This is a genomic window from Pseudomonas sp. NFACC05-1 (genome assembly GCF_900100135.1).
In the GTDB taxonomy this organism is placed as follows: domain Bacteria; phylum Pseudomonadota; class Gammaproteobacteria; order Pseudomonadales; family Pseudomonadaceae; genus Aquipseudomonas; species Aquipseudomonas fluorescens_Q.
The window spans coordinates 42445-65654 of the sequence record NZ_FMTR01000010.1 but is presented as its reverse complement, the minus strand read 5'-3'; the positions used below and the strand labels follow the sequence as shown (position 1 = coordinate 65654).

Sequence of the window (23210 nt, the reverse complement as noted above, 5' to 3'; positions counted from 1 at the left end):
ATATCGCCGATGACAGTCCTTCATCAGCGTATGGCGACGACTTTCCGATCACTGCTTTCGATGGTTGCTGATACTGAGAGATTGCCGGTAGCTGCTCCCTGGATGTGTTCACTCCACCACTGCATCATCGGCCGTCTGCGCTCAATATAGTCCGCTCGGTTATAGGCGCTACGTACCTCGTCCTTATCGACGTGGGCAAGCGCAACTTCGATCAGTTCTGGGTCCCAACCCTTTTCATTGAGGATGGTGCTCGCCATGGAGCGCATTCCGTGGCTTACGAGTCGCCCCTCAAAGCCCATGCGTTTCAGCGCCATGTTCGCGGTCTGGCTGTTGCAATGGGTGCGCGGATTACGGTCGGCGGGAAACACGTACTCCCTGTGTCCGCTGTAGGGCTTGATGGCTTCCAGGAGCGCCAAAGCTTGCTCCGTAAGCGGGATGATGTGTGTGCGACGTTTCTTCATGCGCTCCGCTGGGATCGTCCAGATCTTCTTCTTGAAGTCGATGTCAGCCCATCGGGTGGTCGCAGCTTCTGCCGGCCGAGTCATCGTGTGGAGTTGCCACTCGATGAGGCACCGGGTGGTTCTTTTGATGCTGGCGTTGGCAATCGCCACCATGAGTTCATTGAGCTCATCGGGGGGCAATGCCGGCATGTTTTTTTTCTTTGGTTTTTTGAAGACCGATCGAATTCCGCTCAGGGGGTTGGCATGAATGAGTCCGTAGTTCACCCCGTAAGTCATGATTTCGTTGAGGCGTTGGGTCAGGCGCTTGACCGTTTCCAAGCTGCCTTTGGTTTCAAGTGGCTTAAGCAACTTGATGACCTGGGGAGCGCTGATTTCGGAAATTGGGGTCGCGTGTAAATCCGGGAAGATGTGCAGCGTGAGCGAGCGCCAAATGTCTTCGGCGTAGGCGGTTGTTACGGAATCTTTCTTCAGTTCAAACCAGGCCGTCGCCACGTTTTGAAAGGTGTGCTCTGTCGCGGCTTTTTTCGCTTGGCGATCTGCATCGCGCTGCTCTTTGGGGTCCAGTCCCTGGGCGACCAATTCCCTGGCCTCAACGGTGCGTTTTCGCGCTTGAGCCAGGCTGAGCTCGGGGAATGTTCCCAGTCCCATGTTGATCCGTTTTTTCGTCACGGGATGGACGTAGTTGAAATTCCATAGCCTCGAACCATTGGTACGGACTCGCAGTTGGAGGCCGTTGCCGTCGGTCAGTATGTAGTCCTTGGCTTTGGGTTTGGTGGCTCTGATTTTCAGGTCTGAAAGGCGTGTGGCTTGGGCGCCCATGGGTACTCCAACGCTGTTCGTGTATTCCAAAATTTACCAGCCATGGGCTTGGAATACGCCTTGGAATACATTTCAAAATGGATCAGCGTGAAGGGCTATGGAGCTTGATGGCGCTGAAACCCCCGTATTTACTGGGTTTCAGGCACAAAAAAAGACGTCCGTGGACGTCTTTAGATGATGAAATGGTGGAGCCGGGGGGATTTGAACCCCCGTCCGCCAGTACTCTGCTGTCGGTACTACATGCGTAGCCGTGTCTATTAAGTTAACCCTCAGCGACCCGACGGGCAGGGTGCTTTGGGCGAGTTGTGTAAGTTTTAGCCGCTTCGTCCACAACGTACTGCACGGCGATTCTGTTCTATATGACAATCACTTTGGGTTTACAGACATCCCCTAATGATTGCTGGACCCGAAGGTACCAGAAGCTCAGGCGTTAAGGCTGCTTACGCAGCGATAGCGTAGTCCTGGCCGTAGTTTTCGTCATTGGCAACTATAGAAGTTGCAACAGTGGATTTACGAGTTCTGTTACCAACTCGGCATGCACCTAAAGTTTCGCAACCGGCGTCGAATCCTAAACGGCCCCGAACCTGTCGCTCCATGAATCTGTAGGAGCGGCAGGCATGTGCAGTGTACGCCAATCCGCGTCTGAGGCCAACCCGAAGGTTGGCCCAGCGGTCAGGAGCTTTTACCGTCTGTGCTGACCTTTTGGATCTCCTGGATGGTCTGGGTGGTTTCGGAGATGCATTTCTCGGTGCCTTCCTTGGTGTTCAGGGCTTGATGGGCCTTGGCTTGCTGGACGCTGGCCTCGACTTTAGCCTCGATATCCGAGCCCTGATACTGGCTCTTCGCGTTCTCGATGGCTTTGAGGTTGGTATCACAGAGATCGGCGGCAAACGAAGACGACGCTAGCATGGAGGCAGTGACGAACAGACCTAGCAGTACAGAGCGTTTCATGTGTCTCTCCTTGAACTGAGGGACCAGGCATCGCTGGCCATCAGGACGGCTACCAGTTTTTGGAAGGTCCCGCGTTTGCGGGACTTGATCAGTGGACTGTGCCCGTGCGCCAGGGTTCTATTTTTCTTCAGGTCGCCCTGGCCTGGGTGACCCGATCGATGAGGTAGACCAGCCCGTGGTAGTCGATTGCGCCGTGCTGCGTAAGACCAATCTCACACGTGCGGCTGGTGGAAATCCCTTCGCTGCAATGCTGTACCGCGTCCTTCAGTGAGCGCAGCGAGTGGGCGTTCAGCTCGGGTGTGGAGAAACCCTTGTCGCCGGCGAAACCGCAACAATGGATGCCTTCCGGGATGACCACGTTTTTACTGCACTTGCGCGCCAGGTCGATCAGCGCCTGGCTTTCGCCAAGGTGCTGGGTGCTGCACGTGACGTGCACCGCGATGGGCGCCTCTTGGGGAGTGAAGTCGAGACGGTCCACCAGATGGGTGCGGATGAAGCGCACTGGGTCATACAGGTCCAGGCGCACCTCACCGAGGTCCTGGACCAGGCGCAACGTGCAGGGGCTGGTGTCGCAATAGATCGGATCGAGTCCGCCGCGGCTGGCGTGCAGCAGTGCGCCGATCAGTTCCTGGCGTTTGTGCTCGGCTTGTTCGGCGTAGCCTTTGGACGCGAAAGGTTGGCCGCAACAAAGGCTGTCCACATTGTCGGGAAAGACGACTTGGTAGCCGGCTTTTTCCAGCAGCCGTTGGGTCTTTTCATACAGCGACATCTGCTCTTTATCCTTGGCCGCCGGGCCCATGACCCGCGATACGCAAGCCGCCAGGTACACCACGCGCGGGCGTTCGTCCGACACGGTAGGGCTGAAACGGATGGCCTTTTCCGGCTGGGGCATGGCGTTGGTCCACTGTGGGACCTGGCCTTTGGACAGCCGCGTCAACGAAGCCGACAGTTTCGCCAGGCGGGGGGCGCCTAGCAGCATCCGCGCACCATTGGCCACGTGCAGGGCGAAGCGTGCGCCTTGCAGCGTGGTGGCGAAATTTCCTTCAATCCAGTTAGCGGTTTTCGTCTTCGTCGCGTCACGGCTGCGCAGTTTTTTCACCAGCTCGCCGGTATTGATGCCTACCGGGCAACGTTGCGCGCACAGGCCCGTCGCGGCGCAGGTGTCGATGCCTTGGTATTGATAGGCCTGCTCCAGTTCGGCGGTGTCCGTGCCGGCGCGTTTCTTCGCCTGGATGTCTCGCCAGATCACGATGCGCTGGCGCGGGCTCAAGGTCAGGTCCTTGGACGGGCACACGGGTTCGCAGAAACCACACTCGATGCACTTGTCCACGATCTCATCGGCGGCCGGCAGCGGCTTGAGGTGCTTGAGGTGGATTTGCGGATCCTCGCTGAGCACCACGTCCGGGTTGAGGATGCCGTTGGGATCGAGCAGGCGTTTGAGCTGCCACATCAACTGATAGGCATCGCTGCCCCATTCCAGCTCGACGAACGGCGCCATGTTGCGCCCGGTGCCGTGCTCTGCTTTCAGCGAGCCGCCGAATTCCACCGCCACCAACTGCGCCACGTCATCCATGAACGCCTGGTAGCGTGCGACTTCTTCAGGGTTGTTGAAGCCTTGGGTGAAGACGAAGTGCAGATTACCTTCCAGCGCGTGTCCGAAAAGGATCGCTTCGTCGTAGTGATGTTTGTCGAACAGCTCGATCAGGCGGTTTACGCCAATGGCGAGTTGTTCCACCGGAAAGGTCACGTCTTCGATGATCACCGTGGTTCCGGTTTTACGGACCGCGCCCACCGCTGGAAAGGTGTCTTTGCGGATGGCCCAGAGCCGGGCGTTTTCCCGTGGGTCTTCGGTGAAGTCGACCTGTTTTTCCACCGGGAAGCCGGCCAGTGAAGCCATGATCCGGACCAGTTGCTCTTGCAGTAAAGACGAGGAAGCGGCGCGGGATTCGATGAGCAAGGCGCAGGCATTGATCGACAGATGCTGTACGAAATCCGGCATGCCCGGTTTGTCCTGCACCGAGCGCAGGCTGCGGCGGTCCAGCAGTTCCACGGCCGAGACTGGCTGGCTTTTCAGCACGGTGACGGCGTTGCAGCAGGTTTCCACGTCCGGGAATACGATCAGCGCCGAAGCTTTGTTCGGATGGTCGATAACGGTGTTGTAGGTCACCGCGCTGATGAAGCCGAGGGTGCCTTCGGAGCCGACCAGCAGGTGGCTCAAGATATCCACAGGCTCGTCGAAATCCACCAGGGCATTGAGTGACAGGCCGGTGGTATTTTTCAGACGGTACTTGTGACGAATTCGGGCGGCCAATTCGGTGTTGGCGCGGGTTTCGCGACCGAGGGTGGCGAGGCGTTCCAGCAGTTCGCCATGGCTTGTACGAAAAGCCGCCACGCTGTTGTCGTCTTCGGTGTCCAGGCGTGTGCCATCGGCCAGTACCAGGCGGATGCCGGCCAGGGTGTGATAGGTGTTCTGCGCGGTGCCGCAGCACATGCCGCTGGCGTTATTGGCGACGATGCCGCCGATCTTGCAGGCGTTGATCGACGCCGGGTCTGGGCCGATCTTGCGCCCAAACGGGGCCAGCCAGGCGTTGGCCTGGGCGCCGATCACGCCGGGCTGCAAGCGAATCTGCGTGCCTTGCGCGCGGATCTCGCGACCGTTCCAGTTATCCCCCAGCACAATCAGCACCGAGTCGCTGATGGCTTGCCCGGACAGGCTGGTGCCGGCGGCGCGGAAGGTGACGGGCACCTGGTCGCGCTGGGCCAGTTTCAGTAGGGCAATCACTTCATCTTCGGATTCGACGCGTACCACCAGTTTCGGAATCAGCCGATAGAAACTGGCGTCAGTGCCGAAGGCCAAAGTCGACAGCGGATCGTCGAAACGGCGTTTCTGCGGGATCAGTTGTTGAACGTCGTGTAGGAAAGAGGCCGGAAGGGTCATTGGTCCTCCAGAATCAAAACCACCAGATCCTTCGGACCGTGGGCGCCGTAGGCCAGGACTTGCTCGATGTCGGCGGTTTTCGACGGGCCCGATACCAGCAGGGCGTTGGTGGGCATGCCTTGGGCCCACTCGAATTCCTGCTGCACTTCATAGAAGTTGTCACGGATCTCGCTGGCCTTGAGCAGGGCGAAATGCACCGGTGGCACCAGGCTCATCAGCCGCGGTTCTTCCCGGGTTGGCCAGAGAATCAGGCTGCCGGTGGCGGCGATGGCGCCAAGGGTCCCGGTGAGGCTGGCGGGAGTGTCGTTGAACAACTCGGCTTTCCATTCCTCTATGGGGCGGTCGTAGGCCTTGAGGGTTGGCAGGTCCGGATTGTTCGCCCAGAACTGTGTGATTTTTTGCCCGTGCGCGGTGGTCGGGGCAATGAGCAGACTCGGCAATTGACGGTCGCGCAGCAATTGCGCGAGCAGGGTCGGCCAGCCTTCGTCGGACGTCAGGTGGATTTCGGTGTGCACCGCTTCCATCAATTTGCGCAATTGCGGGATGTGTTCCTCGGGCGCATAGCGGTAGGTTTGCGTCACCAGTTCGACATCGAAATTGTCGGCAACCGGCGTGGTGCCTGTCAGGCTTTTACGCAGCTTGGCGAGGATATTGTCCTTGGCGCTCATCGGCGGTCTCCCTGCTGGTTCAGGTGGTCGCGGGCCAGGTCATGCAATGAGCGGGCGGCGGGTTTGGGGGCGCTGTGGTTCTGGGTCCAGGGGCCGACGTTGTTGGGCACCAGGGCGCGCAGGCGCGTGGCGAGGAAGCCGAACAGCCGATACAGCCGCGGTGAGCTGTTGAGCCAGGCCCAGGCATTCCAGATGAAGCGTTCCTTGGGCGAGTATTTGCTGCCCTGGCCGCGCATCACCTGATGGGGGCTGTCCGGCGCCTTGACGTTTTCTTCCCGCAACCGCCGCAGCAAAGCCGGGATCGGAATCTTCACCGGGCACACTTCACCGCAGGCGCCGCACAGCGAAGACGCGCTCGGGTGGTCCGGCACCTTGGCCAGGCCGACCATGTGCGGCGTGATGATTTTTCCGATAGGCCCCGGGTACACCTCGCCGTAGGCATGGCCGCCGATTCGGGTATAGACCGGGCAATGATTCATACAGGCGCCGCAGCGAATGCAGTTCAGCGTCTGGCGCAGTTCGCTGTCGGCAAACGCCTGGCTTCGACCATTGTCGAGCAGGACCAAGTGGACTTCCTGGGGGCCGTCCAGTTCCTCAGGCTTGCGCGGGCCGGAGATCATGTTGACGTAGGTGGTGATGGGCTGTCCGAGGGCCGAGCGGGTCAGCAGCGAGAGCAGCGGCACGACATCGCGCAGGTTCTCCACCACTTTTTCGATGCCGGTCACAGCGATGTGCACGGGAGGCACGGTGGTGGACATGCGTCCGTTGCCTTCGTTTTCCACCAGCAGCAGCGTGCCGGTTTCAGCGACGGCGAAGTTGACACCGGAGACGCCGATATCGGCCTCGAAGAATTTCTGCCGCAATACCTTGCGACCGATCTGAATGAGTTGGTCAACGTCCTTGGTGTACTCCACGCCGAGTTTGTCGTGGAACAAGGACGCGACCTGACCGGCATTCTTGTGGATCGCCGGCATAATGATGTGTGAAGGCTTCTCGTGGTCGAGCTGGACGATGTATTCCCCCATGTCGGATTCGAGACATTCAATGTCCCGAGCCTCGAGGAAATGGTTCATCTCCATCTCTTCGCTGACCATCGATTTGCCCTTGATCACTTGCCGCGCCTCGTGAGCGCGGATGATCGAGAGGACGATGCCATTGGCTTCGTCCACCGTTTCCGCCCAGTGCACGTTCACACCGTTACGGGTCAGGTTGCTTTCAAGTTGCTCGAGCAGGTCGGGCAGCTTGGATAACGCACGGGCGCGGACGGCATTGCCGAGCACTCGCAGGTGTTCTCTTTCGTGGGCATCGCTGAAAGACGTTGCCCGTTTGGTCATCAGTGAATCCATCGCGCTGCGAAAGTTGTTTCGCAGTTGCGTGTCGTCCAAAGCCTTGTGGGCCCGGGCGCGAAAATCTTCCTGCACCTCTACAGTCGGGATCAGCGTTGGCGTGCTCATGCAACACCTCCGCTACGCTGCCAGAGAAAGCTCGCCAGATGCTGGCCGCGTAACGCTTCCTGCTGTTTTTCCAGTGCGCCGTTGATGTTCATCAGGCAGCCACAATCGGCACTGATGACCTTGTGCGCGCCGGATTCCTTCAGCGCTCGGGTCTTGTCGGCCACCATCGCGCCGGAAATATCCGGCATGCGAACACTGAACGTCCCACCAAAGCCACAGCATTCACTTTCGTGGCTGTGTTCAACTCGCTCCACATTGCGCAGCTGCGCCAACAACGCACGGCCATGCAGATGGGTGTTCATTTCACGCCGTGCCGAGCAGGACGTGTGCAGCGCGACTTTCACGGGTTCGCCGCTATCGTTCAACTGCACCTTGCAGACGAACAGCAGGAATTCAGCCAGTTCATAGGTCCGGGCCGCCAGGGCCTGAACCTGTTTGAGCGTGTCGGGCTCATCCTTGAACAGATCGGCGTAATGCTCGCGCAGCATGCCGGCGCAGGAGCCCGAGGGCACGACCACCGGATAATCTTCGGCAAACAGGGCCAACTGCGCCCGTGCCACCGTCCGCGCCTGCTCGGTGTAGCCCGAGGTGTAGGCCGGTTGGCCGCAGCAGCTTTGCCCTTGCGGGTAGTCCACCCGGATTCCTTCGCGCTCCAGCAGATGAATCGCATCCATCCCGGCTTCGGGATAGAACAGGTCCACCACGCAAGTGCCGAACAGGTAGACCCTTTGCGGTTTTTCGCTGGGGTACTGCCGAGGCTCGGGCAGTGGCGGGGCGACACGGGTCGCGTTCGGCACGGCGTTATAAAAAAGCTCGCTCATCAGGCGTGTCTCCGGGTGGTCCCGGTTATCCGTCCGCTGAGGCTGCTGAATATAGACAGGAAATCTTTCAGCAGCCTTGCAGACCCGGTGGTGAATAGCAGACGCCGAATCACGGTTCGGCGTCGGTTTTTTCAGTGTTGCGTGTAGGACTTAATGAACCAGCATGCCGGTAAACCAGTAGGCCTGGGCCAACGTGATCAGGCCGACAATCGTTGCAAAGAATAGGCTGTGTTTGAGGGTGAAACGGAACAGATCCGATTCCTTGCCCACCAGCCCGGTCGCCGCGCAGGCCACCGCGATCGATTGTGGCGAAATCATCTTGCCGGTCACGCCGCCGCTGGTATTGGCCGCCACGAGCAAGGTGTCGTTGACGCCGAGCTGGTGCGCGGTGGTGGCTTGCAGCGAGCTGAACAACGCGTTGGACGACGTATCGGAACCGGTCAGGAACACGCCCAGCCAACCCAGGAACGGCGAGAAGAACGGGAACGCGGCGCCCGTGCCGGCCAGTACCAGGGCCATGGTCGAGGACATGCCCGAGTAGTTGGTGACGAAGGCGAATGCCAGCACCATGCCGATGGACAGGATCGGCCAGCGCAGCTCGAAAAGTGTCTCTTTAAAAGTGGTAAGACCAGTTTTGATATTGATCTTCAGTACCAGCATCGAGATCAATGCGGAGAAGAAAATCGCCGTGCCGGTGGCGGAAATCGGATCAAGCTTGAACACGGCCGGAATGGCAGTGGGGTTGATCACGATGGGCGCGACCTTGATCACCATCTGGTCCAGGTGCGGGATGGCGAAGTTGAACACCCAGCCGTACATCGAACCGCCCGCAGCGAACATTGCCTTGAACGGCTTGAGGGTCCAGATCGTCACCAATACGGTCAGGATCAGGAACGGCGACCAGGCTTTGATGATTTCTCCCAGGCTGTAGGGCGAAACCACGGTGCTGCGCGGTTGGCCGAAACCGCCGACGCTGGCAGTGACCGTTGCGCTGGAGGTGGCGCCGGCAATCTGGGCGCCGGCGGTGCGCTTGGGCTGCCAGACTTTCAGGAACAGCGTCAGGGAAATCAGGCTGGCCAGGGCGGAGGTGATGTCCGGCAGTTCCGGGCCGATGAAGTTGGAGGTGAAGTACTGGGTGATGGCGAAGCTCAAGCCGGCCACCAGCGCTGCTGGCCAGGTTTCCCGCACGCCGCGCAGACCGTCCATCATGAACACCAGCCAGAACGGCACGAACAACGACAGCAAGGGCAACTGGCGACCGGTCATGGCGCCGATCTTGAAGGCGTCGATCCCGGTAACCTGACCGGCCACGATGATCGGAATGCCCAACGCGCCGAACGCGACCGGGGCGGTGTTGGCGATCAGGCACAGGCCCGCGGCATACAGGGGGTTGAAGCCCAGGCCGACCAGCAGGGCGGCAGTGATCGCCACCGGGGCACCGAAACCGGCGGCCCCTTCGAGGAACGCGCCGAAGCAAAAGCCGATCAGCAGCACTTGCAGGCGTTGGTCATCGGTAATCGACAGCACTGAGCTGCGAATCACCTCGAACTGGCCGCTCTTGACCGTCAGTTTGTAGAGGAATACGGCGGCGACGATGATCCAGGCGATGGGCCACAGACCGTAGGCAAAGCCATAGCCGGCGGCTGCGAAGGCCATGTCGGCGGGCATATTGAACGCGAAAATCGCCACAGCGATCGCCAGGGCCAAGGTAATGCTGCCGGCCACATGTCCCTTGAGGCGAAACACCGCCAGGGCCAGGAAGAAAAATACGATGGGAATGACGGCCGCGAGTGCGGACAAGCCGAGGCTGCCGAGCGGGCTGTAGAGCTGTTGCCAGGTTTGCATCATGGGTGGGCCCCTAATTGTTGTTGGTCAGGCACTGCCAGCGGATTTGGTTAATTGGTAATACCAATTTACAATCGCTGTTGGCTAGGGTAAAAGCCTTGGTTGTCGTGTGTCAATTTGCCGCCCTGAAACTTTCGTCGAATAAGCGGTGCAGATGGCATCTGATCCGTTGGTAGAAGCGGCTTTTACGGGGTGTGGATAAAGCCCGGATGGGCCAGAATAGAGGGCCCGGCGAGCGGTCGGGATCGTGGAGAATTGAGTTATGGGGTTTGATCAGATTCGTCAGCGCCGTTTGTCTGACGATATTGTCGAGCGGCTTGAAGGCATGATCCTTGAGGGCACGCTCAAGTCCGGTGAGCGGCTGCCGGCCGAACGGACCCTGGCTGAGCAGTTCGGTGTGTCACGCCCTTCGTTGCGCGAGGCGATCCAGAAGCTGGCGGCCAAAGGCTTGTTGGTCAGTCGCCAGGGCGGCGGCAACTATGTGGTGGAGTCGCTGGGCTCGACGTTCAGTGATCCGCTGCTGCAGCTTTTGGAAAGCAATCCCGAAGCGCAGCGTGACTTGCTGGAGTTCCGTCACACCCTGGAAGCGTCCTGTGCTTATTACGCGGCGCAGCGGGCCACGGATGTGGACCGCGAGCGGCTGACGGCGGCATTCGACGAGCTGCTGGATTGTTACTCGCGCCACGACGAGGTCAGCCGGGCGGAGGAGGGCGCGGCGGATGCCCGGTTTCACTTGGCGATCGCCGAGGCCAGTCATAACGCCGTGTTGCTGCACACGATTCGCGGCTTGTTCGATTTGCTCAAGCGCAACGTGGTGACCAACATCGGCGGCATGTACAAGCAGCGCAGTGAAACCCGCGACATGCTGATCAGCCAGCACCGGGAGTTGTACCAGGCCATCATGGACGGGCACGCCGAACAGGCGCGGGAAGTGTCCAGCCGGCATATCTTGTATGTGCAGGAAGTTTTGGAAGAGGTGCGTCAGGAGGTGCAGCGGGTGGCGCGGGCGGAGCGGCGCAAGGGGATGTAGGTCGCGAGTTCGGTGGCGATTGGGCTTCTGTATTCGCGAGCAAGCCCGCTCCCACACGGGCTCACTGTTGTACACATATTCTGTGTTCGCAAAAGATCCTATGTGGGAGCGAGCTTGCTCGCGATAGCGGTCTCAAGGACGAAAGACTCAGTCTTCCTTGCCCTTGTTGCGCACCGCACGCTGCAGCTCGCGGCCGGCATCACGTTCACGCTCGGTATCGCGCTTGTCGTATTCCTTCTTGCCCTTGCCCAGGGCAATTTCGCACTTGATCAAGTGCTTGCTCCAGTACAACGACGTGCAGACGCAGGTGTAACCCTTCTGTTGCACCGAGGCGAAAAGTTTTTCCAGCTCGCGTTTGTTGAGCAGCAATTTGCGCGAGCGCACCGGGTCGGCAATCACGTGGGTGCTGGCGGTGGTCAGCGGCGTGATATGACTGCCCAGCAGCCAGGCTTCGCCGTCCTTGAGCAGCACATAGCTGTCGACCAGTTGCGCCTTGCCGGCACGCAAGCTCTTTACTTCCCAGCCGGCCAGGACCATGCCAGCCTCGAAACGTTGTTCGATGAAGTAATCGTGTCGCGCCTTTTTATTTTGCGCGATGGTCCCTGTGGGGTGTTTCTTCTGTTTAGCCATAGGGGCGGCATTATAGGCAGTTGCGCGCGTGTCGGCTACGGTGAAGCAGCGTGCTTGAGCACGTTGAGTGAATCCCGGACAATGCGGCCTCTTTTTTGAATGCTTGGGCGTGATCACGATGTCGACAGACAAGGTTTCTGTCCACGGCAGTTGGGCTAGCCGCTGGGTTTTTATATTCGCTGCAACCGGTTCCGCGGTGGGGTTGGGCAGTATCTGGAAATTCCCCTACATGGTCGGCGTCTACGGTGGCGGTGCCTTCGTACTGATGTTCCTGGCGTGCATTGCGCTGATCGGCGCGCCGGTAATGCTGGCCGAAACCCTGATCGGTCGTCGGGCCCGGCAAAGCCCGGCCAATGCCTTGAAGGTGCTGGCAGTGACGGCGGGGCACTCGCCCAAGTGGTCGTGGGGCGCCTTCGCCGGGATGATCACGGCGCTGTTGATCCTGTCTTTCTATAGCGTGGTCGGCGGTTGGTCGCTGGACTACATCATCGACATGGGGCGTGGGGATTTTCAGGGTGTGACGCCTGATCAGGTAGGTGCCTACTTCGGCGATGTAATTGCCGATCCCTGGAGGCTGACCCTCTGGCACACGATTTTCATGGTGCTCTCGGCGGTGGTAATTGCCCGGGGCGTGGTGGCCGGGCTTGAGCGCAGCCTGCGGATCATGATGCCGTTGCTGTTCGTGATGATCCTGGTGCTGCTGGGCTACAGCATGACCACCGGGCATTTCATGGAAGGCGTGCATTTCATGTTCGACTTCCAGCCGGAGAAAGTCCTGGACGGCCTGCTGCCGGCCATGGGGCATGCGTTTTTCTCCCTGAGCGTCGGGGTCGGTTCGATCATGATCTATGGCGCCTACATGCCCAAGAATGCCTCCCTGACCCGAACTGTGGTCGGCGTCGCACTGCTGGACACCTTCGTGTCGCTGCTGGCGGGCGTGGCATTGTTTCCGATTGTGTTCGCTGCCGGCCTGAATCCGAGCGAGGGGCCAGGGTTGATGTTCGTCAGCCTGCCCTTTGCCTTTGGCAGCATGGCGTTCGGCCAGGTGATGGGCGTGGTGTTTTTTCTCCTGGTGGCCATCGCGGCCTGGAGTTCGGCCATCTCCCTGCTGGAACCCATGGTGGCTTACCTGGTTGAACGGACCCGGCTCAGTCGTGCCTGGGTAACCTTCTGGCTGGCCTTCACCTGTTGGTTTGTCGGCCTGGGCACGGTGTTTTCCTTCAATATATGGAAGCAGGCGAAGTTTTTCGTGAACGAAGACGGGCTGTTCCATCTCTACCAGTGGGGCGCAACCGGAGGGCTGGATTTCTTCGGCGTGATTGATTTCTTCACCTCACGGATCATGCTGCCATTGGGTGGTTTGTGTTTCGTAGTGTTTGCAGGATGGATCATGGGGCGTGAAGCAGTGCGTGATGAGCTGTCGCTGCGTAGCCCGGTATTGTTCGGCTTGAGCCTGTTCTTGATGCGCTATGTGGCGCCCATCGGCATTCTTGTAGTGTTTGCCGCCCAGCTGTGGAAGTGACGCTTACATGACGACACATATTCAACGCTCGGCCTTGCTGCCCTACCCGGCGCAGGCGCTGTATGACCTGGTCAACGATGTGGCGAGCTACCCGGAGTTCTTGCCGTGGTGCTCGTCGGCCGAGGTGCTGGAAAGCTCTGAAACCCATATGCGCGCCAGCCTCAACATTGCCAAGAGCGGCTTGAGCCAGCGCTTCGTCACGCGCAATACGCTGGTGCCGGGACAGTCCATCGAGATGAATCTGGAGGAAGGGCCTTTCAATCAGCTCCACGGTGTCTGGGTGTTCAAGCCGCTGGGTGAAAAGGCCTGCAAGATCAGCCTGGACCTGTCGTTCGACTACGCCGGTCCTCTGGTGCGGGCGACGCTGGGGCCGCTGTTCAATCAGGCCGCCAATACCCTGGTCGATGCGTTCTGCCAGCGGGCCAAGCAGAATGCAGAGCTCAAGCGTTGATTGAGATAGAAGTGGTGTATGCCTCAGCGGAGCGTCAGGTCTTGCGCACCTGCATGGTGCAGGAGGGCGCGAGTGTTCGCGCCGCACTGGCGGCATCCGGTATTGCCGATGTGTTTCCGGAGCTGGATCTGACGACTTGCCCGGTGGGGATTTTTGGCAAGCTGGTTGCCGATCCAGAGCATCAGGTGGTGCAGGCGGCCGATCGACTGGAGATTTATCGCCCGTTGTTGGCCGATCCGAAGGAAATTCGGCGCCTGCGCGCGGCCAAGGCTGCCCAGGCACGCCAATCGGAGCAATAACCTGGCTTGAATGACAGGCAATAAAAAACCCGGCATGCCGGGTTTTTTTATGCCGCCATTTATTGCGGCGATGTGTCCAGGGGCTCTGGCGTCGGGACTGGTACGGTCTCGACTTTGTCCACATCCTTCTGGATCTGGTCCAGCAACGAACCTGGCTTGGCCGGTTTTTCCGGTTTTGGCTGTTCGGTCTTCTGGGTCGGGTCGGTAACGGTGTTGTCGCTGTCCTTGCCCAAGATGGCTTCGTCACGGCTCACGCCAGGCATGAAATCACCTGACAGGCTGACGAGTTGGTCGTTGGGGCTGAAGATAACGCTGATGCGTTCCTGCTGGCGCTCACCGCCGCCTGGCTGCAAGCTGTATAGGTAATCCCAGCGATCGGCATGGAACGTGTCGGTCAACAGGGGGTTGCCCATGATAAACCGTACTTGCCGGCGGGTCATTCCCGGGCGTAACTGGTCTATCATGTCCTGCGTGACGACATTGCCCTGCTGGATGTCGATTTTGTAAACCCCGGGGAATGAACAACCGGCGAGTGCGAGCAGTCCCACAAAGGTGAAACTGGTTAGCAAGAGCTTGGTGTTTTGCATCGGTGGGCGACTTCCACTATCTTGGCTGGGACAACGTAAACGCCGATCATACCCGCATTAAGAGAAGCTGCGAAGCAGCATCGCGAGAAAGCTGACCATGGTTGAAAATAGCGAACTACGCAAAGCCGGCCTCAAAGTGACCCTGCCACGGGTCAAGATTCTACAAATGCTCGATTCCGCCGAGCAACGCCACATGAGTGCTGAAGATGTCTATAAGGCGCTTATGGAGGCTGGTGAGGACGTCGGTCTGGCCACGGTTTACCGTGTTCTGACCCAGTTCGAGGCAGCTGGCTTGGTGGTGCGGCACAACTTCGACGGAGGCCATGCGGTCTTCGAGCTGGACGACGGCAAGCATCACGACCATATGGTCAACGTCGAGACCAGTGAAGTGATCGAGTTCTTCGACGAAGAAATCGAGCGGCTGCAGAAAGCAATCGTCGACAAGTATGGCTTCGAGATGGTTGATCACAATCTTGTGCTGTACGTACGCAAGAAAAAGTAAGCATGTCGCGCGGACTATTACGGTTCGCGAAACGAACGAAGGCGACCCCAGGGTCGCCTTCGTGCTTTCTGCCGTTCTCAGATTTTCGCGGTAACGACCATTTTTTTCGCGTGGGCCAGGGATTCCTTGGTGAGGTCGATGCCCCCGAGCATTCGCGCCACTTCTTCTACGCGCTCGTTTTTGTTGAGCTTGGACACGGCGGTGCGAGTGGCATCCTCGCCGCGTACCTTATGCACAAATAGATGTTGGTGTCCCTGGGCGGCGACCTGGGGCAGGTGAGTCACCGTCAGCACCTGGCCGCGTTCCCCCAGTCGGCGCAGCAACTGGCCGACAATTTCCGCGGTTGGGCCTCCGATGCCCACGTCCACTTCGTCGAATACCAGCGTCGGCACGCGAGAAGTCTGCGCGGTGATGACCTGGATGGCCAGGCTGATTCGTGACAGTTCGCCGCCGGACGCGACTTTGGCCAGGGCCTTGAGCGGTTGCCCTGGGTTGGCGCTGACCAGCAGTTCCACTTGCTCCAGCCCGTTGGGCTGGAGCTCGTCGCCAGCGTTGGGGTGCAATTCGATGGTGAAGCGCCCGCCGGGCATGCCCAGGCGCTGGATTTCCTGCTCCACGGCGCTGGCCAGCCCTGTTGCGGCGTGCTGCCGCAGTTCACTGAGCTCCTTGGCCTTTTCCTGGTAATGACGGGCATAAGAAGCCAGTTCGTCCCCCAGGCGCTCGATGGATTCATCGTTGGCGTTCAGGGTTTCCAGTTCTTCCAGCAGCCGCTGCTGGAGTTCGGCAACGTCGGCCGGCTGGATGCGGTGCTTGCGCGCCAGTGTATAGATGGTGTCCAGGCGCTCTTCCAGGTACTGCAGGCGGGCCGGGTCGGCATCGAAATGATCGAGGAACCGATTCAGCTCCCCGACGGCTTCTTCGACCTGGATCTGCGCGCTCGTCAGCAGGTTCGTCGCTTCGTTCAGGGCGCCCACCGAATTGTTCACACTGGAGAGTCGGTTCAAGCTCGCTGTCAGCGCATTGAGCACATTGCCCGAATCGCTCTCGCTGCATTGTTCGACCACTTGCCGGCAAATGCCCAGCAGGGTTTCGGCGTTGGTCAGGTTCTTGTGTTCCTGCTCCAGCTCTGCCAGTTCATTTTCACCCAGGGCCAGGTTCTCCAGCTCTTCGAGCTGATAGCTCAACAACTGGTGACGGGCGCGCTGTTCGTCGCCGGAGTTGGAGAGTCGATCCAGTTCCTGCCGGGTTTGGCGCCAGCGTTGGGCCGCCAGTTGGACCTGTCGGGCCAGGTCGGTGGCGCCGGCGTATTCATCCAGCAAGCGGCGATGGGTGTCGGTCTTGAGCAGGGATTGGTGTTCATGCTGGCTGTGAATGTCGATCAGCAGCTCGCCGAGGGCCTTGAGGTCGCCCAAGGGGCAGGGCGTGCCATTGATGTAGCCGCGGGAGCGTCCTTCGGCGGTGATGACCCGGCGCAGGATGCACAGGCCGTCGGTGTCCAGGTCGCGTTCGGCCAGCCAGGCGCTGGCCTCGGGGATGTCGACCAGGTCGAACGTCGCCAGGATGTCGGCCTTGTCCGCTCCGGGGCGCACTACGCCACTGTCGGCGCGGTCGCCCAGCGTCAGGCCCAGGGCATCGAGCATGATCGACTTGCCTGCGCCGGTTTCACCGGTGATCACACTCATGCCTCGATCAAGTTCGAGGTCGAGGTGTTCGACGATGGCATAGTTGTGTACGGACAGGTGCACCAGCATAAGGCCGCTCCCAGGCTTTAGGTCTGGTTATTTATACAGTGTTTTGTTTTGGCCTGACAATGCCTTTGCTTAGCTCGATTTGCTTGGATAAATGATTTTCTTAGCGCGGCGGGGAATGGTTATGCAGCTGTTTTTTGTAAGGTTAATTCGTCAGATGGCCCTTGAAGCTGCAAAACCCGACCCCATATACCGGGGCAGAAGCGCGAGTTGAGCTCGCGGACGAAGTTGAGAGGAGAAATCTATGGCTGACGAACAGACGCAGGACACGCAAAATCTAGACGCCAATCAGGCTTCCCAGGATTCCGGTGAAGACCTGGCGGCACGTGTACAAGTGCTCGAGGAGCAACTGGCCGGTGCGCAGGATCAGGCGTTGCGTGTAGCAGCCGACCTGCAGAATGTCCGCCGTCGCGCCGAGCAAGATGTAGAGAAGGCTCATAAATTCGCCCTGGAGCGTTTCGCCGGCGACCTGTTGCCGATCATCGACAGCCTGGAGCGTGGCCTGGAACTGTCCAACCCGGATGACGAAAACATTCGTCCGATGCGTGAAGGCATCGAGCTGACCCTGAAGATGTTCCAGGACACCCTCAAGCGTTATCAGCTCGAAACCCTTGATCCCCATGGCGAACCCTTCAACGCCGAGCACCACCAGGCCATGGCGATGCAGGAAAGTGCCGACGTCGAGCCAAACAGTGTGCTGAAGGTTTTCCAGAAGGGCTATCTGCTCAATGGGCGCCTGCTGCGTCCGGCCATGGTCGTGGTCAGCAAGACGCCAGCGCCGGTTTCGCCTTCTATTGATGAGCAGGCTTGAAATCGGTCGTAGCGGCCCCATCTATATGTCAAGCGTTTAAGTGCTACCGCAGTTAGCCACCACTGCTGCGGCAACAAAATCCAAGTTCCGGGAGAGTTAACATGGGCAAGATTATCGGTATCGACCTGGGGACCACCAACTCGTGCGTCTCCGTGCTGGAAAACGGCAAGGCCAAAGTCATCGAAAACGCTGAAGGCGCGCGTACTACGCCGTCGATCATCGCTTACGCCAATGATGGCGAGATTCTGGTTGGCCAATCGGCCAAGCGTCAGGCAGTGACCAATCCGCATAACACCCTGTACGCGGTGAAGCGTCTGATCGGTCGCAAGTTCGACGAAGAAGTCGTCCAGAAAGACATCAAGATGGTGCCTTACAAAATCGCCAAGGCTGACAACGGCGATGCCTGGGTTGAAGTGAACGGCCAGAAAATGGCGCCGCCACAGATCTCGGCTGAAATCCTCAAGAAAATGAAGAAAACCGCCGAAGATTACCTCGGCGAAGCGGTGACTGAGGCGGTCATTACTGTGCCTGCCTATTTCAACGACAGCCAGCGCCAGGCGACTAAAGACGCCGGCCGCATCGCGGGCCTGGACGTAAAACGTATCATCAACGAACCGACTGCGGCCGCTCTGGCCTACGGTATGGACAAGGCCAAGGGCGATCACACCGTGATCGTTTATGACCTGGGTGGCGGTACCTTCGACGTTTCCGTGATCGAGATCGCTGAAGTCGACGGCGAGCACCAGTTCGAAGTATTGGCAACCAACGGTGACACATTCCTCGGTGGTGAAGACTTCGACATCCGCCTGATCGACTACCTCGTCGACGAGTTCAAGAAAGAAAGCGGCATGAACCTCAAGGGTGACCCGCTGGCCATGCAGCGCCTGAAAGAAGCCGCTGAAAAAGCCAAGATCGAACTGTCCTCGAGCCAGTCGACCGACGTGAACCTGCCGTACATCACCGCAGACGCCACCGGTCCTAAGCACCTGAACGTAAAAATCTCCCGCGCCAAGCTCGAAGCGCTGGTGGAAGACCTGGTTCAGCGCACCATCGAACCTTGCCGCATCGCTATGAAAGACGCCGGTATCGACGTTGGTTCGATCAACGACGTGATCCTGGTTGGCGGTCAGACCCGTATGCCACTGGTTCAGAAGTTGGTGACCGATTTCTTCGGTAAAGAAGCACGTAAAGACGTCAACCCTGACGAAGCTGTTGCCATGGGTGCTGCTATCCAGGGCGCGGTATTGGCTGGTGACGTGAAAGACGTTCTGCTGCTCGACGTCAGCCCGCTGACTCTGGGTATCGAAACCATGGGCGGCGTAATGACCGCGCTGATCGAGAAAAACACCACGATTCCTACCAAGAAATCCCAGGTGTTCTCGACTGCCGACGACAACCAGGGCGCAGTGACCATTCACGTGCTGCAAGGTGAGCGTAAGCAAGCCGCACAGAACAAGTCCCTGGGCAAGTTCGACCTGGCCGAGATTCCACCAGCACCGCGTGGCGTGCCACAAATCGAAGTGACCTTCGACATCGACGCCAACGGCATCCTGCACGTCGGCGCGAAAGACAAGGCTACCGGCAAGACTCAGTCGATCGTGATCAAGGCCAACTCCGGTCTGTCCGAGGAAGAAATTCAGCAGATGGTTCGCGATGCTGAAGTCAACGCCGAGGAAGACCGCAAGTTCGAAGAACTTGCCAGCGCTCGTAACCAGGGCGATGCCTTGGTGCACTCGACTCGCAAAATGATCGCTGATGCTGGCGAAAAAGTGACCGCGGAAGAGAAAACCGCCATCGAAGCGGCCGTGGTTGCCCTGGAAGCTGCCGTCAAAGGCGACGACAAGGCCGCCATCGAAGCGAAGATCGAAGAGCTGTCCAAGGTCTCTGCGCCAGTGGCTCAGAAAATGTACGCCGAACAGGCTCAGCCTGCAGAAGGCGCGGCTGCGCAGGGCGAATCGGCCGAGAAAGCCGACGACGTCGTTGACGCCGAGTTCGAAGAAGTGAAAGACCACAAGTAATCGCTTGTTGGTCGGCCGGTTGACTGCATTTGTGCGGTGGCTGGTAGGATGTCGCCGCGCGGGAGCTTGCTCCCGCGTTGGCGTGTCTGGAGTCAATGAATTTTTACAGCATGCGACAACGCTCGGATGCTGGCGGTGTGATCGGGAATGCTCCTGCTTTCCGAGCGGCGGACACCGCGTTTTGGCCGGGTCCCTGGCTGAAAAACTTAAGACCAGGATCGTTGAATCGACGTGAGTTGGGTCCGGGCCTGTATTGGGGCTCAACGAGTTTGGCAAGGTTCAGGAGAGGTTTGCCGGACGTCCTATAAGAGTGCAAAGACTAATGGCAAAGCGTGACTTTTACGAAGTATTGGGTGTCGAGCGGGGGGCCAGCGAGGCGGACCTGAAAAAGGCCTATCGTCGCCTGGCGATGAAGCACCACCCGGACCGTAATCCCGGCGACAAAGCGTCGGAAGAGATGTTCAAGGAGGCCAACGAGGCCTACGAAGTACTGTCCGATTCGAGCAAGCGCGCGGCTTACGACCAGTACGGTCATGCCGGCGTCGACCCAAGCATGGGTGGCGGCGGTGCCGGTTTCGGCGGTCAGAACTTTTCCGATATTTTCGGTGATGTGTTCAGCGATTTCTTCGGTGGCGGTCGCGGCGGTGCCCGTGGCGGCGCTCAGCGTGGCAGCGATTTGCGCTACACGTTGGAGTTGAACCTGGAAGAAGCGGTGCGCGGTACTACCGTCAATATCCGTGTTCCAACGCTGGTCAATTGCAAGCCATGCGATGGCTCGGGCGCCAAGAAGGGCTCCTCGCCCGTTACGTGCCCGACCTGTGGTGGTATCGGCCAGGTTCGCATGCAGCAGGGCTTTTTCTCGGTGCAGCAGACCTGCCCGCGTTGCCATGGCCAAGGCAAGATCATTTCCGATCCGTGCGACTCCTGCCACGGTGAAGGGCGTGTCGAAGAGTACAAGACGCTGTCGGTCAAAGTGCCGGCCGGTGTCGACACCGGTGACCGCATTCGCCTGTCCGGCGAAGGCGAGGCAGGTGCCCAGGGCGGCCCGACTGGTGATCTGTATGTGGTCATCAATGTGCGCGAGCATGCGATTTTCCAGCGCGACGGCAAGCACCTGTTCTGCGAAGTGCCGATCAGCTTCGTCGATGCGGCCTTGGGTGGTGAGCTTGAGATCCCGACCCTCGACGGTCGCGTCAAGCTGAAAATCCCCGAGGGCACGCAGACCGGCAAGCAGTTCCGGATCCGCGGCAAAGGCGTCGCGCCAGTGCGTGGCGGTGGTGCGGGCGACCTGATGTGTCGCGTGGCGGTGGAGACTCCGGTCAACCTGGGGCGGCGTCAGCGTGAGCTGTTGGAAGAGTTCCGCAACTCGCTGGCGGATGACAACAGTCACTCCCCGAAAACCACCGGTTGGTTCGAAGGTGTAAAACGCTTCTTCGGCGACCTGTAAGGAGTTCGCATGCGACGTATAGCTGTGATGGGCGCTGCGGGGCGCATGGGCAAGGCGCTGGTCGAGGCGGTGCAGCAGCGCTCGCCGCTTTCCGGCCTGACGGCGGCCATCGTTCGGCCCGACAGCACGCTGGTAGGTGCCGATGCGGGCGAGTTGGCCTCACTGGGGCGTATCGGTGTGCCGATGTCCGGCGGCTTGGAGAAAGTGCTCGACGAGTTCGATGTACTGATTGATTTCACCTTGCCGGAAGTGATGCTGAAAAACCTCGCGATCTGCCGCAAGCACGGCAAGGCCATGGTGATCGGTACGACGGGGCTGGATGCTGCGCAAAAGCAATTGCTGGCCGAAGCGGGCAAGGACATTCCGATCGTGTTTGCCGCGAACTTCAGCGTGGGCGTGAACCTGTCGCTGAAGCTGCTGGACATGGCGGCCCGGGTCTTGGGTGACGACGCGGATATCGAAATCATCGAGGCGCATCACCGGCACAAGATCGACGCGCCTTCGGGAACGGCCTTGCGCATGGGGGAGGTGATTGCCGATGCGTTGGGTCGCGATCTGCAGGAAGTGGCAGTGTATGGGCGTCAGGGGCACACCGGTGCTCGTGAGCGCAGCACCATCGGTTTCGCCACTGTGCGCGGCGGTGATGTGGTGGGCGACCACACTGTGCTGTTCGCCACTGAAGGCGAGCGCCTGGAGATCACCCACAAGGCATCGAGCCGGATGACTTTCGCCAAGGGTGCCGTTCGCGCGGCGCTGTGGCTGGATGGCCGCGAGCCTGGTTTGTACGACATGCAGGACGTTCTCGACCTGCGTTGATGCCCCTAGGTGCGGGGTTCAGGTTATACTGAGCCCCGTTTTACACCGCTTCGCGACGGCCTGTCGCATTCCCCTGCCTTCAAGGCTCATTAGCGGTGGACCAAAAAAGCCTTTTTCTGTAAGCTACAGCTTTAGTGTGTCCACTAAAAGCGCGCAGAATAATTCAGTGAACAAGCGGGGTGACGTGTCCATACGTCACTCCGCTTTTTTACAACCTGCGATCGCCCTTTCAGGCTTTATTTACGGGAGGTCTTCTTGACTAAGCCAGCCATACTCGCCCTTGCTGATGGCAGCATTTTTCGCGGCGAAGCCATTGGAGCCGACGGTCAGACCGTTGGTGAGGTGGTGTTTAACACCGCAATGACCGGCTATCAGGAAATTCTTACCGATCCTTCCTACGCCCAACAAATCGTTACCCTGACTTACCCGCACATCGGCAACACCGGCACCACGCCGGAAGACGCCGAGTCTGACCGTGTCTGGTCCGCCGGCCTGGTCATCCGTGATCTGCCGCTGGTAGCGAGCAACTGGCGTAACACGATGTCCCTGTCCGATTACCTGAAAGCCAACAACGTCGTGGCGATCGCCGGTATCGACACCCGTCGCCTGACCCGCATCCTTCGGGAAAAAGGCGCGCAAAACGGCTGCATCATGGCCGGCGACAACATTTCCGAAGAAGCCGCCATCGCTGCTGCCCAGGGCTTCCCTGGCCTCAAGGGCATGGACCTGGCGAAAGTCGTCAGCACCAAGAAACAGTACGAATGGCGCTCCACGGTCTGGGACCTGAAGACCGACAGTCACGCGACGATCGAGGCTTCCGAGCTGCCTTACCACGTCGTGGCCTACGACTACGGCGTCAAGCTGAACATCCTGCGCATGCTGGTCGAGCGTGGTTGCCGCGTCACCGTGGTGCCGGCCCAGACCCCGGCCGCCGACGTCCTGGCCCTCAAGCCCGACGGTGTGTTCCTGTCCAACGGCCCGGGTGACCCGGAGCCTTGCGACTATGCGATCCAGGCGATCAAGGACGTGCTGGAAACCGAGATCCCGGTATTCGGTATCTGCCTCGGTCACCAGCTGCTGGCTCTGGCTTCAGGCGCCAAGACCTTGAAGATGGGCCACGGCCACCACGGTGCCAACCACCCCGTGCAGGACCTGGATACCGGCGTGGTGATGATCACCAGCCAGAACCACGGTTTCGCGGTGGACGAAGCCACTCTGCCGGCCAATGTGCGCGCGATTCACAAGTCGCTGTTCGACGGCACGCTGCAAGGTATCGAGCGTACCGACAAGAGCGCGTTCAGCTTCCAGGGCCACCCTGAAGCGAGCCCGGGCCCGAACGATGTGGCCCCGCTGTTCGATCGCTTCATCAGCGAGATGGCCAAGCGACGCTGA

The 23210-nt window shown here is 59.5% G+C and carries 20 protein-coding genes and 1 other RNA gene; 10 read left to right on the top strand and 11 right to left on the bottom strand.

The features are described from left to right. Window positions 1-23 precede the first annotated feature (23 nt). From BLO97_RS16710 to BLO97_RS16675, 8 genes are all read right to left on the bottom strand, one after another. Complete coding sequence (locus BLO97_RS16710; RefSeq protein ID WP_092346829.1) at window positions 24-1280, bottom strand: integrase domain-containing protein; 1257 nt, start codon at window positions 1278-1280, stop codon at window positions 24-26. Between the two features lie 183 nt (window positions 1281-1463). Further along, window positions 1464-1860: a transfer-messenger RNA gene (ssrA, locus tag BLO97_RS16705) on the bottom strand. Window positions 1861-1952: 92 nt separating this feature from the next. After that, window positions 1953-2231, bottom strand: a complete 279-nt coding sequence (locus tag BLO97_RS16700) for a hypothetical protein (protein WP_063322997.1) — start codon at window positions 2229-2231, stop codon at window positions 1953-1955. Between the two features lie 127 nt (window positions 2232-2358). Further along, on the bottom strand, window positions 2359-5169 hold the full coding sequence (locus BLO97_RS16695) for an FAD-binding and (Fe-S)-binding domain-containing protein (RefSeq protein ID WP_092346826.1): 2811 nt from the start codon (window positions 5167-5169) through the stop codon (window positions 2359-2361). Next, window positions 5166-5837: a LutC/YkgG family protein gene (locus tag BLO97_RS16690; protein WP_092346823.1), complete on the bottom strand. Its 672-nt coding sequence runs from the start codon at window positions 5835-5837 to the stop codon at window positions 5166-5168. The genes BLO97_RS16695 and BLO97_RS16690 overlap by 4 nt, the downstream gene beginning before the upstream one ends. Then, window positions 5834-7291: a LutB/LldF family L-lactate oxidation iron-sulfur protein gene (locus tag BLO97_RS16685; RefSeq protein ID WP_092346820.1), complete on the bottom strand. Its 1458-nt coding sequence runs from the start codon at window positions 7289-7291 to the stop codon at window positions 5834-5836. The genes BLO97_RS16690 and BLO97_RS16685 overlap by 4 nt, the downstream gene beginning before the upstream one ends. Then, entirely contained in the window at window positions 7288-8112 is an 825-nt protein-coding gene (locus tag BLO97_RS16680) for a (Fe-S)-binding protein (protein WP_063322994.1), read from the bottom strand. Before BLO97_RS16680 ends, BLO97_RS16685 begins: the two co-directional genes overlap by 4 nt. A gap of 150 nt (window positions 8113-8262) precedes the next feature. Next, on the bottom strand, window positions 8263-9957 hold the full coding sequence (locus BLO97_RS16675) for a lactate permease LctP family transporter (RefSeq protein WP_092347010.1): 1695 nt from the start codon (window positions 9955-9957) through the stop codon (window positions 8263-8265). 262 nt (window positions 9958-10219) lie between these two features. On the opposite strand from BLO97_RS16675, the gene BLO97_RS16670 reads away from it, so the two are divergent. Continuing rightward, complete coding sequence (locus BLO97_RS16670) at window positions 10220-10987, top strand: FCD domain-containing protein (RefSeq protein WP_092146124.1); 768 nt, start codon at window positions 10220-10222, stop codon at window positions 10985-10987. 147 nt (window positions 10988-11134) lie between these two features. On the opposite strand, the gene smpB is transcribed toward BLO97_RS16670, so the two are convergent. After that, window positions 11135-11617, bottom strand: coding sequence for an SsrA-binding protein SmpB (gene smpB / locus BLO97_RS16665; protein WP_042730880.1), 483 nt, complete (start codon window positions 11615-11617; stop codon window positions 11135-11137). Window positions 11618-11735: 118 nt separating this feature from the next. Between smpB and BLO97_RS16660 the strand changes: the two genes are divergently transcribed. From BLO97_RS16660 to BLO97_RS16650, 3 genes are read left to right on the top strand one after another with little or no spacing between them, the layout of a single operon-like run. Beyond that, entirely contained in the window at window positions 11736-13139 is a 1404-nt protein-coding gene (locus tag BLO97_RS16660; RefSeq protein WP_092224445.1) for a sodium-dependent transporter, read from the top strand. A 7-nt stretch (window positions 13140-13146) separates the two neighbouring features. Further along, a complete protein-coding gene (locus BLO97_RS16655) occupies window positions 13147-13590 on the top strand; it encodes a type II toxin-antitoxin system RatA family toxin (protein WP_024617726.1) in 444 nt (147 codons plus the stop codon). After that, on the top strand, window positions 13587-13889 hold the full coding sequence (locus BLO97_RS16650; protein ID WP_092346817.1) for an RnfH family protein: 303 nt from the start codon (window positions 13587-13589) through the stop codon (window positions 13887-13889). Before BLO97_RS16655 ends, BLO97_RS16650 begins: the two co-directional genes overlap by 4 nt. Before the next feature lie 59 nt (window positions 13890-13948). Here BLO97_RS16650 and BLO97_RS16645 read toward each other — a convergent pair whose 3' ends face one another. Then, complete coding sequence (locus BLO97_RS16645) at window positions 13949-14476, bottom strand: outer membrane protein assembly factor BamE (RefSeq protein ID WP_063322991.1); 528 nt, start codon at window positions 14474-14476, stop codon at window positions 13949-13951. A gap of 97 nt (window positions 14477-14573) precedes the next feature. On the opposite strand from BLO97_RS16645, the gene fur reads away from it, so the two are divergent. After that, on the top strand, window positions 14574-14978 hold the full coding sequence (fur, locus tag BLO97_RS16640; protein WP_003197684.1) for a ferric iron uptake transcriptional regulator: 405 nt from the start codon (window positions 14574-14576) through the stop codon (window positions 14976-14978). Between the two features lie 77 nt (window positions 14979-15055). Here fur and recN read toward each other — a convergent pair whose 3' ends face one another. Continuing rightward, the gene (gene recN / locus BLO97_RS16635; protein WP_092346814.1) at window positions 15056-16729 is read right to left on the bottom strand and encodes a DNA repair protein RecN; all 1674 of its coding nucleotides are present in this window, start codon (window positions 16727-16729) and stop codon (window positions 15056-15058) included. 241 nt (window positions 16730-16970) lie between these two features. Here recN and grpE point away from each other — a divergent pair, with 241 nt between their 5' ends. From grpE to carA, 5 genes are all read left to right on the top strand, one after another. Continuing rightward, complete coding sequence (gene grpE / locus BLO97_RS16630; RefSeq protein WP_013692249.1) at window positions 16971-17537, top strand: nucleotide exchange factor GrpE; 567 nt, start codon at window positions 16971-16973, stop codon at window positions 17535-17537. A 101-nt stretch (window positions 17538-17638) separates the two neighbouring features. Then, window positions 17639-19555, top strand: a complete 1917-nt coding sequence (dnaK, locus tag BLO97_RS16625) for a molecular chaperone DnaK (RefSeq protein WP_014336568.1) — start codon at window positions 17639-17641, stop codon at window positions 19553-19555. A gap of 322 nt (window positions 19556-19877) precedes the next feature. Further along, window positions 19878-21002 carry a molecular chaperone DnaJ gene (gene dnaJ / locus BLO97_RS16620; protein ID WP_003197693.1) on the top strand — a complete coding sequence of 375 codons (1125 nt, stop codon included), beginning with the start codon at window positions 19878-19880 and terminating at the stop codon, window positions 21000-21002. Window positions 21003-21011: 9 nt separating this feature from the next. Continuing rightward, window positions 21012-21818 carry a 4-hydroxy-tetrahydrodipicolinate reductase gene (gene dapB / locus BLO97_RS16615; RefSeq protein ID WP_092146118.1) on the top strand — a complete coding sequence of 269 codons (807 nt, stop codon included), beginning with the start codon at window positions 21012-21014 and terminating at the stop codon, window positions 21816-21818. A gap of 255 nt (window positions 21819-22073) precedes the next feature. Then, on the top strand, window positions 22074-23210 hold the full coding sequence (gene carA / locus BLO97_RS16610) for a glutamine-hydrolyzing carbamoyl-phosphate synthase small subunit (RefSeq protein WP_063322989.1): 1137 nt from the start codon (window positions 22074-22076) through the stop codon (window positions 23208-23210).

Coding starts and splice junctions, on each gene's coding strand:
- BLO97_RS16675 (WP_092347010.1), bottom strand. CDS start 9,957: ATGCAAACCTGGCAACAGCTCTACAGCCCGCTCGGCAGCCTCGGCTTG.
- BLO97_RS16655 (WP_024617726.1), top strand. CDS start 13,147: ATGACGACACATATTCAACGCTCGGCCTTGCTGCCCTACCCGGCGCAG.
- BLO97_RS16695 (WP_092346826.1), bottom strand. CDS start 5,169: ATGACCCTTCCGGCCTCTTTCCTACACGACGTTCAACAACTGATCCCG.
- BLO97_RS16685 (WP_092346820.1), bottom strand. CDS start 7,291: ATGAGCACGCCAACGCTGATCCCGACTGTAGAGGTGCAGGAAGATTTT.
- BLO97_RS16660 (WP_092224445.1), top strand. CDS start 11,736: ATGTCGACAGACAAGGTTTCTGTCCACGGCAGTTGGGCTAGCCGCTGG.
- BLO97_RS16680 (WP_063322994.1), bottom strand. CDS start 8,112: ATGAGCGAGCTTTTTTATAACGCCGTGCCGAACGCGACCCGTGTCGCC.
- dnaK (WP_014336568.1), top strand. CDS start 17,639: ATGGGCAAGATTATCGGTATCGACCTGGGGACCACCAACTCGTGCGTC.
- BLO97_RS16710 (WP_092346829.1), bottom strand. CDS start 1,280: ATGGGCGCCCAAGCCACACGCCTTTCAGACCTGAAAATCAGAGCCACC.
- fur (WP_003197684.1), top strand. CDS start 14,574: ATGGTTGAAAATAGCGAACTACGCAAAGCCGGCCTCAAAGTGACCCTG.
- BLO97_RS16700 (WP_063322997.1), bottom strand. CDS start 2,231: ATGAAACGCTCTGTACTGCTAGGTCTGTTCGTCACTGCCTCCATGCTA.
- BLO97_RS16670 (WP_092146124.1), top strand. CDS start 10,220: ATGGGGTTTGATCAGATTCGTCAGCGCCGTTTGTCTGACGATATTGTC.
- dnaJ (WP_003197693.1), top strand. CDS start 19,878: ATGGCAAAGCGTGACTTTTACGAAGTATTGGGTGTCGAGCGGGGGGCC.
- BLO97_RS16645 (WP_063322991.1), bottom strand. CDS start 14,476: ATGCAAAACACCAAGCTCTTGCTAACCAGTTTCACCTTTGTGGGACTG.
- recN (WP_092346814.1), bottom strand. CDS start 16,729: ATGCTGGTGCACCTGTCCGTACACAACTATGCCATCGTCGAACACCTC.
- BLO97_RS16690 (WP_092346823.1), bottom strand. CDS start 5,837: ATGAGCGCCAAGGACAATATCCTCGCCAAGCTGCGTAAAAGCCTGACA.
- dapB (WP_092146118.1), top strand. CDS start 21,012: ATGCGACGTATAGCTGTGATGGGCGCTGCGGGGCGCATGGGCAAGGCG.
- grpE (WP_013692249.1), top strand. CDS start 16,971: ATGGCTGACGAACAGACGCAGGACACGCAAAATCTAGACGCCAATCAG.
- smpB (WP_042730880.1), bottom strand. CDS start 11,617: ATGGCTAAACAGAAGAAACACCCCACAGGGACCATCGCGCAAAATAAA.